Annotated in this window: 15 protein-coding genes and 1 tRNA gene; 13 read left to right on the plus strand and 3 right to left on the minus strand. The window is 60.4% G+C overall.

What is annotated here, in order from left to right; all coding sequences use genetic code 11:
- The 3 genes from MOV61_RS10660 to MOV61_RS10670 form a co-directional block, all read right to left on the minus strand.
- A partial coding sequence (locus MOV61_RS10660) for an oxidoreductase (RefSeq protein WP_247136552.1) occupies nucleotides 1-663 on the minus strand: 663 nt, incomplete at its 3' end.
- A 156-nt stretch (nucleotides 664-819) separates the two neighbouring features.
- Nucleotides 820-2112 carry a UDP-N-acetylglucosamine 1-carboxyvinyltransferase gene (gene murA / locus MOV61_RS10665; protein ID WP_247136553.1) on the minus strand — a complete coding sequence of 431 codons (1293 nt, stop codon included), beginning with the start codon at nucleotides 2110-2112 and terminating at the stop codon, nucleotides 820-822.
- A 113-nt stretch (nucleotides 2113-2225) separates the two neighbouring features.
- Nucleotides 2226-2477: a hypothetical protein gene (locus MOV61_RS10670; RefSeq protein WP_247136554.1), complete on the minus strand. Its 252-nt coding sequence runs from the start codon at nucleotides 2475-2477 to the stop codon at nucleotides 2226-2228.
- Between the two features lie 152 nt (nucleotides 2478-2629).
- Between MOV61_RS10670 and MOV61_RS10675 the strand changes: the two genes are divergently transcribed.
- The 13 genes from MOV61_RS10675 to MOV61_RS10730 all read left to right on the plus strand — a co-directional run bounded on the left by MOV61_RS10675 (nucleotide 2630) and on the right by MOV61_RS10730 (nucleotide 15075).
- Nucleotides 2630-2704, plus strand: a tRNA-Thr gene (locus MOV61_RS10675).
- A gap of 47 nt (nucleotides 2705-2751) precedes the next feature.
- Nucleotides 2752-2979 (plus strand): DUF6538 domain-containing protein, encoded by a 228-nt coding sequence (locus tag MOV61_RS30570; protein ID WP_408962366.1) that lies wholly within the window; start codon nucleotides 2752-2754, stop codon nucleotides 2977-2979.
- 694 nt (nucleotides 2980-3673) lie between these two features.
- Nucleotides 3674-4420 (plus strand): sensor histidine kinase, encoded by a 747-nt coding sequence (locus MOV61_RS10680; protein ID WP_247136555.1) that lies wholly within the window; start codon nucleotides 3674-3676, stop codon nucleotides 4418-4420.
- 140 nt (nucleotides 4421-4560) lie between these two features.
- Nucleotides 4561-5091 carry an Rrf2 family transcriptional regulator gene (locus tag MOV61_RS10685; RefSeq protein ID WP_309493800.1) on the plus strand — a complete coding sequence of 177 codons (531 nt, stop codon included), beginning with the start codon at nucleotides 4561-4563 and terminating at the stop codon, nucleotides 5089-5091.
- A gap of 209 nt (nucleotides 5092-5300) precedes the next feature.
- Complete coding sequence (locus MOV61_RS10690) at nucleotides 5301-5951, plus strand: response regulator transcription factor (protein ID WP_247136557.1); 651 nt, start codon at nucleotides 5301-5303, stop codon at nucleotides 5949-5951.
- Between the two features lie 326 nt (nucleotides 5952-6277).
- A complete protein-coding gene (locus MOV61_RS10695) occupies nucleotides 6278-7063 on the plus strand; it encodes an alpha/beta fold hydrolase (protein WP_247136558.1) in 786 nt (261 codons plus the stop codon).
- Between the two features lie 53 nt (nucleotides 7064-7116).
- Entirely contained in the window at nucleotides 7117-7875 is a 759-nt protein-coding gene (locus tag MOV61_RS10700; RefSeq protein ID WP_247136559.1) for an SDR family oxidoreductase, read from the plus strand.
- Between the two features lie 74 nt (nucleotides 7876-7949).
- Complete coding sequence (locus MOV61_RS10705; protein ID WP_040124131.1) at nucleotides 7950-8363, plus strand: cupin domain-containing protein; 414 nt, start codon at nucleotides 7950-7952, stop codon at nucleotides 8361-8363.
- 135 nt (nucleotides 8364-8498) lie between these two features.
- Nucleotides 8499-8930: a CBS domain-containing protein gene (locus tag MOV61_RS10710; RefSeq protein WP_247136560.1), complete on the plus strand. Its 432-nt coding sequence runs from the start codon at nucleotides 8499-8501 to the stop codon at nucleotides 8928-8930.
- A 24-nt stretch (nucleotides 8931-8954) separates the two neighbouring features.
- Entirely contained in the window at nucleotides 8955-10445 is a 1491-nt protein-coding gene (locus MOV61_RS10715) for a mechanosensitive ion channel family protein (protein WP_247136561.1), read from the plus strand.
- Nucleotides 10446-10688: 243 nt separating this feature from the next.
- The gene (locus tag MOV61_RS10720; protein ID WP_244447591.1) at nucleotides 10689-13337 is read left to right on the plus strand and encodes a PAS domain-containing protein; all 2649 of its coding nucleotides are present in this window, start codon (nucleotides 10689-10691) and stop codon (nucleotides 13335-13337) included.
- A gap of 57 nt (nucleotides 13338-13394) precedes the next feature.
- Nucleotides 13395-13760: a response regulator transcription factor gene (locus MOV61_RS10725; RefSeq protein ID WP_040124136.1), complete on the plus strand. Its 366-nt coding sequence runs from the start codon at nucleotides 13395-13397 to the stop codon at nucleotides 13758-13760.
- A 397-nt stretch (nucleotides 13761-14157) separates the two neighbouring features.
- A complete protein-coding gene (locus tag MOV61_RS10730) occupies nucleotides 14158-15075 on the plus strand; it encodes an MBL fold metallo-hydrolase (RefSeq protein WP_408962367.1) in 918 nt (305 codons plus the stop codon).
- Nucleotides 15076-15128 lie beyond the last annotated feature (53 nt).

The following is a 15128-nucleotide window of genomic DNA, read 5'->3' on the forward strand; positions in this document are numbered from 1 at the left end:
CTGGCGGCCGCGATAGCCGGCTGTCGCGCCCATGCGGGCGGCCGCCGTCTCGGAATAATCGGCGATCGTGCTCGGCGTCTGCTTCAGGGATCGGCCGGCCCAGTCGGTGCGGAACGGACCGGGCTCGACGCAGGTGACCTTGATGCCAAGCGGCGCGCCTTCATGGGCGAGCGCATCGGAAAAACCTTCGACCGCATGTTTGCTCGCCGCATAATAACCGGAGCTCGGAAGGCCCATGAAGCCGGCCATCGAGGTGATGTTGAGGATATGGCCCTTGCGCTTCGCACGCATGCCCGGCAGCACGGCGCGGGTCATCGCGAACAGGCCGAAGACATTGGCGTCGAACATGGCGCGGATCTCGTCCTCCTCGCCCTCCTCGATCGAGGCCTGGTAACCGTAGCCGGCGTTGTTGACCAGCACGTCGATGCGTCCGAACTTCCGCTCGGCAGCCGAAACCGCATCAGAAACCTGCTTCATGTTCGTCACGTCGAGATCGAGCGCCAGAACATGGTCCCTGCCCTCGGCCAGATCGGCGACGCGATCCTTGCCGCGGGCGGTGACGACGGTTGGCCAGCCGCGCTCGATGGTCAGTTTGGCAAGTTCGCGGCCGAAGCCGGTGGAGCAGCCGGTGATGAACCAGACGGGGGCTTGAAGATCGGTCATGGGGAAATCTCCGTGGGGGTGCCGGATCAAACAATATGAGGCGGGATTAGAGAGGGGCGTATGCAAGAGATAGACATGCAAAAAAGGACGGCAAGGGCAATGCCCAGCCGTCCTTCATAAATCTCAGCCTTTATAAATATCAGCCTTGCGGACCGATCAGTCGCTGACGCGCTCGACCACTGCACCGCAGCGGGTGAGCTTTTCTTCCAGCCGTTCGAAGCCGCGGTCCAGGTGATAAACGCGGCTGACCATGGTTTCCCCTTCGGCGGCAAGGCCGGCAATCACCAGCGAGACGGAAGCGCGCAGGTCGGTCGCCATGACCGGAGCGCCCTTCAGCCGGGTCACGCCTTCAACCCGGGCCTTCTGGCCGGACAGCGAAATCCTGGCGCCGAGGCGGGCAAGCTCCTGCACATGCATGAAGCGATTTTCGAAAATCGTCTCGGTAATGTTCGAGACACCCGAAGAGCGGGTCATCAGCGCCATGAACTGCGCCTGCAGGTCGGTCGGGAAACCCGGGAATGGCTCGGTGGTGATATCGACCGGCTGGATGCCGTTGCCGTTGCGCACCACGCGCAGGCCGGTCTCGGTCTCGGTGATGCGGGCGCCGGCCAAACGCAGCGTGTCGAGGGCGTTGTCGAGCAACGATGCTTCCGTGCCCTCGAGCACGACGTCGCCGCCGGCCATCGCCACAGCCATGGCATAGGTACCGGTCTCGATGCGATCCGGCAGGACCCGGTGGCGGGCGCCGGAGAGCGACGTGACACCCTCGATGGTGATCGTCCGGGTGCCGGCGCCGGAAATCCTGGCGCCCATGGCAGTCAGGCATTTTGCGAGATCGACGACCTCCGGCTCACGGGCGGCGTTTTCGATCACCGTCGTGCCGCGCGCAAGCGTCGCCGCCATCATCATCACGTGGGTCGCGCCGACCGACACTTTCGGGAAGACGTAAGTGGCGCCGATCAGGCCGCCCTTGGGGGCCGTGGCGTTCACATAACCGCCGTCCACCTCCAGGGTGGCGCCGAGCGTCTGAAGACCTTCGAGGAAGAGATCGACCGGACGCGTGCCGATCGCGCAGCCGCCCGGCAGCGAAACACGCGCCTGGCCTTCGCGGGCAAGCAGCGGCCCGATGACCCAGAAGCTGGCCCGCATCTTCGAGACCAGCTCATAAGGGGCGGTCGTATCGACGATGGTGCGGCAGGTGAAATTGATGGTGCGTGAATAGCTCTCTTCCTGGCGTTCGCGGCGGCCGTTGACGGCAACGTCGACCCCATGGTTGCCGAGAATGCGCAGCAGCTGTTCCACGTCGGCCAGATGCGGCACGTTTTCGAGCGTCAGCGTGTCGCTCGTCAGAAGGGAGGCGATCATCAGCGGCAGAGCGGCATTTTTCGCTCCCGAGATCGGAATGGTGCCCTTGAGTTCGTTGCCGCCTACAATTCTGATGCGATCCATAAGTTGTAACTCTTCCTTCTGAGAGCGCGAAAGGAGGCGTCCTTAAACGAAATCCGCCGCTGCTTCAATGATTGCTAAAATGGCCTGCCCGAATAGCCCGTCTGGCGCATAAGCTACGATGATTCGTCCGTTTTTGCGGCAGGCAGTGCCGGTTCTGCGGCGGGAAGGCCCTGGGTCAGATCCTCCTCGCCGGCCCGGCGGGCCCGCGCCTGGGTCTTGCGGCGCATCAGATTCTCGCGAAGCTTGGCCGCAGCCTTCGCCTTGCGCTGCGCTTCGCGGGCTTCCATCGCCCTGCGGTGCCGGTCGCCGCGGCCTTCGCCGCTATCCCCACCTTCGGAATCGTGCCGTTCGTCATCATTCGCCATGGCCCTCCATACCGAAAAAGCGGGATTCTTGAAAGCGGAAGCGACGTTTTCCCCACCCGTTGGCAAAGAACTTGGAATTTGCGGCTTGCGCTGCCGGTGAACCTATGGCAATAGGCCGCTGCCGACGACGCGGGTCTTTCGCGCCGGCTGACGCTGCTATAGCTCAGGGGTAGAGCACTCCCTTGGTAAGGGAGAGGCCGAGAGTTCAAATCTCTCTAGCAGCACCATCCTTCCCCGTTGATTTCATTGAAGCTCTTGCTTTTCGGGGCCTTTCATGGCTCGGCAGCCACGCTATTTACTCAACCGCGACGGTCGCTATTTCGCACGTCTAGTAATACCAAAATCGCTTCGTCTTTTCCTGGATGGCAAGACAGAGCTTCGAGAGGCGCTAGGCCCCGACCGTAGAATCGCACTTTCTCGGCTCCACAGCGCTGTCGCCGGCCTTCAAAGCAAGATTGCAACTGCTGAACGACAAGAACAGCGGCGCGAGGGGAATCCGTGAGGCCCGGCCGTTATCCATTGACTGCGGAGCAACTCGCCCAGCTGACGAGCGCGAACGTCGGTTGCGACGGGATGCCTATCGCCGGCGTGCCGGCACAAACGCATCGACTGTCCGGGAATATGTGACACACGGTGGCCTATCGGAAGCTGAGCGAAAGCAACGGAAGCGTCAACAAGACGCAGCATCAAAGAGGCGTCAACGTGCAGCCAAGGCGACAGCTTAGCGGGCCAATCTCGAAATGGCAGCCAAGCGGCCGACTAATGCAGATCCGTGGACAGGAGCTCTCAGTCATCAAGCACGCGAGCTACCGCCGCTCTGAGGGTGGGGCAGAACATCCAGCCCGACGTCATAGCGAGCCCATGTCGGCCTGCGCGGCGGCGCGGATATTCGCTGGCGATGCGGGCCAACACGGCCCAATGCAGCAGTGCCGCCGTCCACCCATACGGATGGGTCGCTCACGCGGTTAGCCCCGCAACTCCGCTAATCCCATTGCGAGTAGCTATTATCGATCGAGTTAGGTCCACCAGATCGCACGCCAGCCGTGCCGCCTAGCGTCGGACCATGACATGCGCGAAGGTATCCTTCAGTATGGGGTTTTCCCATCCTTAGCTTGATCGATCTCAACCTTAGAGTCCCTTAGGATGCGGTGCGTTGCCGGCCGTTCTGGGCCGGTTCTGCGCCCATGGAGGATCTCATGTCGCATCTCGAGATAGGTTTCCCGGCCCAAAGCGGTCTCCCGCCCTCTGTTCCGAATGCTCTGGTGACAGGCGGACCGGCGGATCCTTTACCCGGTACGGTTCACGATCTGGGAAATCTTATACAGGTTGCGGCATCCGCTTTGAATATACTCTCACGCAGCCCTTATTTGGAGGTCGATCCAAGCCTGCCGCCGATTGTTGCCAGTGCCAAAATGTCTCTTGTCCGTGCGGGTACCCTTGTGGATCAGACCATGCGTCGGGCACGCGAGGGCGAGACCCAGGTTGAAAGCGTCTGCATAGCAGCTTGCCTGACGGAGCTTCAGGCGATGGTTGAAAGCATCTGGCGACGCGAAGTACGGGTCGATTTGCATGTGGATTCGGATCTGCCATCGCTGAAATGCAGCCGAATTAACTTGCAGTGCGCCATCATGAACCTACTAACAAACGCCTTCGATGCCATGCCGAACGGAGGGACCATCTCGCTTGCCGCCCGCCGCGTTGGAGACTACGGATCTTCCGCAATTGAGATAACTGTCGTAGACAGCGGCCTCGGAATGAGCCCCCACACGCTGCAGCACGCTTTCGAGCCGTTTTTCACAACGAGAGCGACAGGTCTCGGCGGCTTCGGTCTGCCGATGGTAAAGCGCTTCGTTGAAGACGTCGGTGGATGTGTGGCGATTGAGAGCAACCTCGGTGCCGGAACCCGGGTCGTTATAAATTTGCCAATTGCTGAACGCCTATGACGGTTGCAACGACCTGTGGACGCGCCGCCTGCTCCGGCGGTGAGCGATTGCCATGGGTTGATGACGGTACTTCGCGAGATGATCCAAATTAGTGCTTGCCAGCCATAACTCAGACAATTATAGTCCGAGTTATGGCGCATATGACGGCAGGTGTGGAATACGGGCTGCATTGTCTCCTGTGGTTGGCGAGTTCGCCCGGAACGCCGCTCAGCAGCCGCGACCTGGCGGATTTTCAGGGAATTTCCCGGAGTTTTCTGGCGAAGGTATTTCCGAAGCTGGAAAAGGCGGGGATCGTGTCCGCCTCCGAGGGCATCAAAGGGGGATATCTGCTCGCAAGGCAGCCCGAAGATATCACGGTTCTGGAGGTTGTCGATGCGATCGAAGGTAAGAAACCCTTGTTCGACTGCCAGGAGATCCGCGGCCGCTGCGCCGTATATCGGGAGCGGCCGCCGTCATGGGCAACGAAAGGCGTATGCGCAATCCACGCGGTGATGCTGCGCGCGGAGAAGGCGATGCGGGATTCGCTTGCGAGCCAGACGCTGGCCGATATTGCCGGCGATTTGGAGCGCAAGGCGCCGCCAGCATTCTCCGACGATGTTCGCAAATGGCTTATCGAAAGGGCAAGGACCCGGACCCGCGGGCCTGCTGCGGAAGATGGAGCGTTGCCGTGAAGCGCGGGCGAAGCAGGACGTGAAGTTGCGGCTGGCGGACTGAAAACGCGGCCGCTCGGGTATATGGGGATGTAGAGCAATGAAGGATACATTCGTCCTGGCAGGCAGCGGCCTTTCTCACTCGCTGTTGCCCATTCAGCCGGGAGACGATTCGGTTGGCGGGAGACGCTTCGTAATGCCTGTTCCCCGCCTTCTCGGGAGGTGATCCGATGGCCACCTTAACCGTCACTGCGGATAATCCATTGGTCCTCGTCGTCGACGACGACGAGGACGTTCGTAACTCCCTTCAGGAACTCATGGAATCCGTCGGGCTCGATGTCGCCTGTTTCCCGTCGCCCAGAGAACTGTTGAGCGCCGGTCTCCCCGATCGGCCCGGCTGCCTGGTGCTGGATGTCCGAATGCCCGGCGCGAGTGGTCTTGACTTGCAGCATCAACTCTCGGCGCGCGGAATTACGAAACCCATCGTCTTTCTCACGGGATACGGCGACATTCCGATGACGGTGCAAGCCATGAAGGCCGGCGCCGTCGATTTCCTGACGAAACCGGTGCGCGACCAGACGTTGTTGGACGCCGTGATTGCAGGCATTCAGCGGGACGTGGAGCAGAGGGCGCAGGCGGAGAACATCCATCAGCATTCCAGCCGGTTCGCGACGCTGACGCCGCGCGAACGTCAGGTGCTTCGTGAAGTTGCGCGCGGCCGCCTCAACAAACAGATCGCTTTCGAACTCGGGATCAGCGAGATCACCGTTAAACTCCACCGCAGCAATGTCATGCGCAAGATGCGGGCTATTTCCATCGGCGAACTCATTCGCGCCTGGGATTCATTGCCCTCCAGTCTTCGCGAGACGCCGCAGGCTTGAGTCTGCGCAATGCTATCCTCACAACCAAAAGCTGCCCCCCGAAGCGACTAGTCTTGGCGCATAAGCGCCGGACGCCTCTTCCTTCGCCACAGGGCCCTGAAGGCTGGGGAATGTCTTCGAGCTTTAACCGCCGATCATCGGCAAAGCGTGAGCCCCTCGCTCGCCGCGGGAGCGATTGTCCTGAGTTCAGGCAGGATAATCTAATCACCCGATCTATCCTACCTGTACTCTGGGACTAGATGGTCGATGCCTCTGTTCGATAGGCTGGCGGCCCGCCGTGACGCATTCTCCTGACCGGTCGAAGAGGCTCTAACAGGAGACATAAGATGCGCGATATCATCAAAACTCTGACGCTCGCCGCAACGGTGGGCACGGCAGTTGCGGCATTCGCACAGGCCGCGGAACCGCGAGCCAAGCCGACGATCGTGCTGGTGCACGGCGCATTCGCCGAGTCGTCGAGCTGGAACGGCGTGATCGGTGCGCTCGCCAAGGACGGCTATACGGCGATCGCCGCTGCCAATCCGCTCCGCAGCGTTGCCAGCGATGCCGCGACTGTCGCAAGCGTCCTCCGCTCGATTTCGGGACCGGTCGTGCTGGTCGGTCATTCCTACGGTGGGCCGGTCATCACCGAAGCGGCCAACGGAAATTCGAATGTGAAGGCCTTGGTCTACGTCGCCGCCTTTGCTCCGGAGACCGGTGAATCCAGCGCGAGCCTTTCGGGAAAATTTCCCGGCAGCACGCTGGGGGACGCGTTGACGACGACTGCGCTGCCGGGCGGCGGCCAAGATCTTTACATCCGGCCGGACCGGTTCCACGATCAGTTTGCCGCCGACGTGCCCGAAGACGCGGCGCGGCTGATGGCGGCCACCCAGCGCCCAATCGCGCAGGCCGCATTGGCCGAACCGTCGGGCGCCGCCTCCTGGAAGACGCTGCCTTCCTACGCGATTTACGGTTCCGCCGATCGCAACATCCCGCCAGCCGTGATGAGCTTCATGGCGAAGCGAGCGCATGCGGTGAAGACCATCGTCATCGAGGGCGGTTCGCATGCCCTGACGGTCTCGCATCCCAAGGAAATAGTCTCTTTGATCGAGGAAGCAGCCTCGGTGGAATAACGCCGGCAGCAGACCCGCAACTCAATATCAAACTTGAAACCAGGAGATAGGACATGAAGATCGTCGTTATTGGAGGCACGGGCCTCATTGGTTCGAAAACCGTCGAACGGCTTCGCAAGAAGGGACATGAGGTGCTTGCTGCATCTCCAAATTCGGGCGTGAACACAGTGACTGGAGAAGGTCTTGCTGGAGCTCTGACCGGTGCCGAGGTGGTTATCGATCTGGCGAACTCGCCGTCCTTCGACGAGAAAGCCGCCATGGAATTTTTCGATGCAGCTGGTCGCAACCTCTTTGCGGCGGAAAAGACCGCAGGCGTTCGTCATCATGTCGCGTTGTCGGTCGTCGGCACGGACCGTATGCAGGCGATGGGATATTTCCGCGCCAAGCTGCGTCAGGAAGAGCATATCCGCAGCTCAGGAGTGCCTTACACAATCGTCCATGCCACCCAGTTCTTCGAGTTCGTGGGTGCCATCGCCCAGTCGGCAACCGAAGGAACGAATGTTCGCGTGCCGACGGGCGCTTTTCAGCCGATCGCAGCAGACAACGTTGCCGACGCCATGGCTGATGCCGCTCTAGCCGAACCGGCGAACGGTATGATCGAGATCGCCGGCCCCGAGCGCGCACCGATGAATGAATTCATCGGGCGTTACCTCAAGGCCACCCACGATCCGCGTACCATCCTCGCCGATCCGCATGCCCGTTATTTCGAGGTCGAGATCGACGACCGGACACTGGTTCCGGATGCCGGCGCCCGCCTCGGCGCGATTCGCTTCGAGGACTGGCTCCAGTCCCCTGCCGCCCAGAAAAAGTAAGCGACTCCCTCGCAAATTCCTCCCGGCTTCACCGGTCTTTCGGGTTGGCAAGCCTTATTTACCAGGAGACGAAGATGATCAGGATATTTCTTTGCGCGGCGGCTCTCGTATTTGCCTCCGCGGCTGCGGTTTCGGCGGATGATGACCACAGCGATGAAAAGGTAACGGTGGTCTACGACCAGCCACTGCCCAACGTGCCCGGTAAGAGCATGAAGGGCGTGCTCGTCGAATATGCGCCCGGCGGCACCTCGCCCGCTCACACGCATCCCAAATCCGCCTTCATTTATGCGACGGTTCTGGAAGGAGCGATAACCAGCAAGGTCAATGGCGGGCCGGTGACCGTCTACCATGCCGGCGAGAACTTTTCCGAGTTTCCCGGCGACCATCACGCCGTGAGCGAAAATGCAAGCAAGACGGAGCGTGCTCGCCTCCTTGCCGTGTTCGTGGTCGACACGAATGAAACCAATCTGACGACCTACGAAAAGTAAGCTCGAACGGGAAAGGCGGTTCTCGCCTGACATCAATGACGGAATGGCGCCCTCTGGCCGGCGCCATTCCGGTTCCGATTGCAATCAATACCGACATGCCCGGCCGTGCCCGCGAGCGCCGTCAGGAGGAAAACCATGCGCATCGAAAAACTCTATCCCATGACATCGGCCCGCCTGATGGTGATCGATGTCGCCGCTACACTGCAGGCCGCCGCCCTAACACTTTCCAATCCGGGCATTGGACTTGTCGTCGTCAGCGAGCGACACGGAAAGGCAGCCGGGGTACTCAGCAAATCCGATCTTATTCGCCATCTGGCTGACCGCGAGGCGAATGCAAGCGTCGAGGCGCTGATGAGCCGCAACATCATTTCCTGCAGCCCGGCAGATGAACTACAGGCGACATGGCAGGTCATGGTGGAAAACCGCATCCAGAACATGCCGGTCCTCGGCGCGGATGCAAAGCCTCTCGGCGTTCTCGATATCCGCGACGCCCTAAAGGTTCTCTTCGAGCAGGAGCAGTTGCAGGAACACATGCTGGCGAACTACGTCGCCGGCATCGGCTACTGACCTCCGAACACCGGGACGATCATCATGCTTCAGGCATATCTGGGTGAAATCGCCGCCGAACCGCTCGCATGGCTGATCATTCTAGGTTTGACCGGGATGGCCGTTTGGAAGCTCATCGGCCCATTGCGCTCCAATCTGCGGCTCGTGGTGCAGATCGTCTTTTTCACGGCTATGACCTCCGTCCTCGTTTTCGAAGATATTCCGCTCGGTCAATCCCAAGGCCTGCGGATCGGCGACGAGCGTGCCGTATTCATCGTCTTCGGCCAATTGTTGTGGTGGCTCCATCTCTCCTGGGCCGTCATCGGGTTCGTGCGTATCTATCTGGTTTTGGAAGGTAGGCCTCGCGAGGCCCGCCTGCTGCAGGATATTGTCGTCGGCGTCGTCTATATGTGCGTCACGCTCGCCGCCCTGGCTTTCGTTTTCGGCGCTCCTGTCGGCACGCTGATCGCGACGTCCGGCGTCATCGCCATTGCACTTGGTCTTGCCCTTCAGAATACACTCGGCGACGTCTTCTCCGGTGTCGCCCTCAATCTCGGGCATACTTATGCGCTAGGCGACTGGATTCTCCTTGAGGACGGCACGGAAGGACGAGTTACCGCAAGCACCTGGCGTTCGACGCAAATTCTGACGGGCGCCAACAATATCGTCGTGCTGCCTAACAGTGTCCTTGCCAAGCTGAAGCTGACCAATGTCAGCCGGCCCGACGAAACGCATCTCCTAAAGATGACGGTACGGCTGGTCCCGACGCACGCACCCTCGATTGTCGAGGAGGCCATGTTGACGGTTCTGGCCGGCTGCAATTCGATCATGCGCGAGCCACCGCCACTGGTCTCGTTCAGCGGCCTCGATGCCACCGCGCTGGAAATCCGTCTGTTTTTCCGCGTGAGCAATCCACTGCTGAGAATAACGGCTCAGAACGAGGTGATCGATCGATTCTACCGTCATTGCCGATCGTCCGGGCTGCACCTTGCGATGCCGCCCTCGGCGATCGCCATCGCGGACGGAACTTACTTGAAAGAAACACCTCGACCGCCTGAAGCGATGCTGCAGGAGGTTATCGATGAGAACCCGATCCTCTCCGGGCTGACGCAATCCGAAAGAGAAAAATTGGCTCAGTCTGGCATCGAGCGCGAATATCGCAAGGGTGACGTCATCGTCGCCCAGGGGCAGGCGCTACCTTGGATGATGATCATCCGCACCGGCGTCGTATCGATGCAGCACGACGAACAGGAAAAAAGACGCCTTTCCTCGGGCGACTTCTTTGGGGGAACCGGCCTTCTGGCGGGAACGGAGGAGGCCTACACGCTGCAAGCCCTGACGCGAGTCACTGCTTACGAGATCGACCAGAAAAGTTTTGCGCAGCTGATCGCCGAACGACCGGCAATAGCCGAGGAGATCGCGGCAATGCTGTCCTCGGGCTCTGGAGACATCCGCGATCTACGACTTGCAGAAGAGAAACACGAGCGGACTGCCACCGCTTTTCTGAAGTCGATCCGGACGATCTTCAGCAGCTGAATATGGAGGGCAAAGCGAGCCGCACGATCCCGGCATTGCCTCTTTGCGCCGCGCTTGGATCGGATATCTGCTGGCACTTGCTACGATCGAAAGCTGAATTGCCTCGCGAATCTTCGCCCTATCCTTCGGAACAGGTGTTTTTGTCGCAAGCTCCCGTATACCGTCTTTTGTGGAGAGGCCGTGGCGTAGTTTCGATTTAAGCGCACCATGGCGATCTCAAATGAAATGGGATCGGGTTGAGGCATGTCGAAGTCCGCCGGAGCTTCGGGGATGGGTAGTGGTGGGGGATCGGTAAGGTCACCCGATATTGATGCCGTACAGGCGGCAAAGGTCGTCGAGCGGATCACCGGCAATGGCTGGGCAACCGATGCCGGCGGCAATTTTATCTATGTGACGCCGGCTGCACTCGCCTTTTTCGGTCTCGCTTTGGAAGACCTCAACTCGCCACTGGACGACAATACTTTGGGCTGGAGCCGGGTCGTCCATCCGGAGGACTACGAAGGCGCGGCCGCCATGTGGCAGCGTTGCCTGCAGACTGGCGAACATTACAACGTGGAACATCGCATGCTGCGTGCGGACGGTATGTGGGGCTGGACGCGCAGCACCGGGCATCCGGTGCGCAACGACGACGGTACCATTACCGGGTGGTATGGTACGGTGATCGATACCGATACGCCGTCGCCGCGGCGCGACCGTATTGTCGGCGTCGCCCGCGCGCTCAACAACACCACACCCGAAGCGTTCTTGTCGATGGACGCCGTTCACCCGCACGACCGGCCCACCGTGGAGCAGGCAACTGCGCGGGCGTTCTTTCACGGCGTTCCTCAGGTCAGCAGCTACCGGCAGCTTCAAGCCGATGGGAACTACCGCTGGGTCGAGTTTCGGGTGGAACCCGAATACGGCATCAGCGTCGATGTGGATCCGGCGGTGGCAAGGCAGGATAAGCGGTGGACGACCGCGAGCTCTTTCGGTGAGACCGGTGAAGCGGTGCGGGCTGCGCTTGCCATCGAGAACCTCTATGGCGGCGCATGGGCGATGGACGCGTCCGGGCAGTTCACCTACGCAACGCCGACTGCGCAGACCTCTATAGCGATGACGCTCGAGGACCTGAACGAGCTGCTGGAGGGCAAACCATTCTTGGAAGGCGGCGAGCAGGGTTGGCAGCGAGGTACGCATCCGGAGGATCGCAAACGGGTCGGCGAGTCGTTGCGCCAGGCCCTGAGGACGGGTGAACACTGGAATGTCGAATATCGGGTACTACGCGCCAATGGAGCCTATGTCTGGCATCGCGCCGCGGCCCGGCCGACACGCGACAGTCAGGAACGCATCACAGGATGGTACGGTGCGACACTGGATATCGACGTCTACAAAAGAACGGAAGCGGCCCTACGCGAGCGTGAAAGGCAACTGCAACAACTTATTGACACCGTGCCCGCGCTGATCTGGAGCACAACGGCCGACGGAACGCCGACTTATGTCAACAAACCTTTTACCGAAGTGACGGGCGCCACTCTCAAGGATATCACAGCACCGGATGGGTCGCCTTCACTGAGCGTCGTACACCCGGATAGTCGGGAATTGGTGCGCCAGGCCGTCCGGCATTCATTCGCCACGGGCGCTCCGTATATCCAGAGATATCGTCAGCGCCGTGCCGATGGCAGTTATCGCTGGACGGAGACCCGGGCGGAACCCTTACGGGACGAGACCGGCATCATCCTCCAATGGTACGGCGTGAGTTCCGACATCCACGATTTGGTGATGGCCGAGGAGGCGGTGCGCGTGAGCGAACGGCATCTTCAACAGCTCGTCGAAACGCTGCCCGCATTGATTTATTGCGCCATGCCGGACGGCAAACCGATATATCGCAGTCAAAAACTTCGCGAATACCTCGGATTCAATCTCGAAGACAAGGATGAGGCAGGAAAGCCTCGGCTGGATGGCACACTCGAAGCCGTAATCCACCCCGATGACCTGCCGACCATCAAAGAACGATATGGCCATTCGCTATCGACCGGCGAACCCTATGCACAGAGGCATCGCCTGAGGCGGTTCGACGGCGTGTATCGCTGGGTGGAAACGCGCGCAGCGGCGATGCGCAACGGTGAGGGCACGATCGTGCAGTGGAATGGCATTTGCTTCGATATCGAGGATCAAGTGCGTGCGCAGGAGGAACTGCGCCTGGCCCAGGAGAACCTTGCGCGCGCAAGCCAGGCTGCCAGTCTTGCCGAGCTTTCGGCATCCATTGCCCACGAGGTCAATCAACCTCTGTCGGCGGTGATGAACTATTCGAGTGCCTGCCAGCGCTGGCTCAATGCTGAACCGCCGAATATCGAAAGGGCGCAGAAAACGCTGGATCGTATCGTCCATAGCGCGAACTCTGCTGCCGACGTCGTCGGCCGCATCCGTGCCCTGTTCAAGCAAACCCCTGCCAAGAGGGATTGCGTGGCGCTTGGCGGCGTCGTGTTCGAGGCCCGCGATCTGCTTGCCGAAGAGGCATCGCGACGCCGCATCCGCATTGATGTCGAGGGCGAAAGCGGCATTAGGCTCGTCCCGTTCGATCGGGTCCAGATCCAGCAGGTCCTGGTCAATCTCATGCGCAATGGCATGGACGCCATGGCTTCCGTTCCGAAAGACAGGATCCTTCAGGTTCGGGCCCATCGAATGGGCGACATGGCTCGCATCGAGGTTAGCGACCGGGGACGCGGCATCCAGTTCCCCGACAAGATATTCGAGCCTTTCTTCACGACAAAAGATCAGGGAATGGGCATGGGGCTCGCGATCTCGCGCTCGATCGTTGAGGCACATGGGGGGCAGCTTTGGGCGGAAGGGAACGAACCGAGAGGCACCAAGTTCATATTCACGCTACCGGCGGATGGAGGTGCAGGTTCATGATCGCGGGTTGTCGGATATGTCGGAAACTAACTCGCACCGGCCAGGAGGAAGCATAACATGAGCAAGCCCGTGGTGGCGGTTGTCGATGACGATCCAAGGGTTCTTGCATCACTGGAAGAATTGCTGGAGTCGGCCGGATATTTGATCCGCAGCTTCTCTTCCGCAGAATTGCTGCTCGCCCGCGGGCTTGCGGGCGTCGATGTGTTGATCACCGATATCGGCATGCCTGGGGTCGATGGGTTTGAACTTCGCGACCTTGCCAGGCGGGAGAACCCGCAACTTCCCGTATTCCTGATCACCGGGCGGCATGAGATAGCCGATCAGGACCGAGCCCGTGGCGCCGGCGGTTTTCTGCGAAAACCCTTTGACGGACATGCTCTGCTTGCGGCCGTTCGTGATGCGCTAGGCAAGCGGCAAGACTGAGCGCCCCTGAGTTTCCATCGCTTTTCCTAGTCACGAGATCACGGCTGTTTCATCGCAGACGTGGTCGGTTCGATTGGCCAAGCATCAGTTTGGAGCGCCTGTATTGATGAACCAGCGATTCACCGCTCGTCCAAGACCTATCCTCAAGATATCAGCGTCTCCATCCTCAATAATGGCGGGGCCATAACTTAATCCTCGTTCTCGTAAACGAACGGGAGAACCTACCTGTTCTTGGGTGTAGCCCTCCCTCTCCCTCGGCCCAATCGACCGCCAAAAAGCGCGCCAATACACTCCGTCGCATGGTTCGTGCCCCGCACGTTCCAATCCCGCAGAACAGGAGCGCGTTATGACGCAGGCAGAAGCAAATCCCCCCATGATGGGTCAGCAGGAGACAAAAATGAATATCGAGAACACTTCACGCTCCGGCAGGCCGGCAACTGAAGAACTGGTTCCGTCGCGTTATGCGGTGAACATTGGCGAGATCGAAGTGTTGGTAATCAGCGATGGCGTGCTGCCCCTTCCGACCAAGATGTTGGGCCACAATGCCGATGCGGCAGAACGTGCCACCTGGCTGGACAGTATGTTCCTGCCGCAGGAAGCTTTCGACTGGGCGCTGAATGCGGTTGTTGTGCGTAGCGGCGCACAGGTCATCCTCATCGACGCCGGTCTGGGGCTGGATCCGGAATTGAACCTCCCGCGGGCCGGCCAGCTGGTCAAGCGATTGGAGAGCGCCGGCATCGATCTCGGATCGGTGACCGACGTGGTGCTGACCCATATGCACATGGACCACGTCGGCGGGCTGATCGTCGATGGCGTGAAGGAGCGGCTACGTCCCGACCTGCGGATTCACGTTGCCGCAGCCGAGGTTAAATTCTGGGAAGCGCCTGATTTCACGCGTGTAAACATGCCTCCCGGTTTCCCGGATGCGCTTCGGGCGGCGGCCAAACGGTTCGCCGAGGAATACCACAACCAGCTGCGCCTTTTCGACGAGGAACAAGAGGTGGCTCCGGGCGTCGTCGTCTCCCGCACCGGTGGCCATACGCCCGGACATAGCGTGGTCCGCGTCGCTTCCGGAAAAGACCGGCTGATGTTTGCAGGCGACGCCGTCTTTGCGGTCGGCTTCGAGCACCCCGACTGGTTCAATGGTTTTGAGCATGACCCCGAGGAAGCTGCCCGCGTTCGGGTTCGGCTTTTGCGAGAGCTGGCGGCGACAGGCGAACTGTTGGTCGCCACCCATATGCCGTTCCCGTCGGTCGGGCATGTCGCAATCGACGGCGACGCCTTCCGTTGGGTTCCGGTTTTCTGGGATTACTGACGGCCTATAGGCGACTGCATGCGGTCTGACATTCAGAAGATCGCATGCAGTTT

The organism is Neorhizobium sp. BETTINA12A (genome assembly GCF_023006485.1).
In the GTDB taxonomy this organism is placed as follows: Bacteria; Pseudomonadota; Alphaproteobacteria; order Rhizobiales; family Rhizobiaceae; genus Neorhizobium.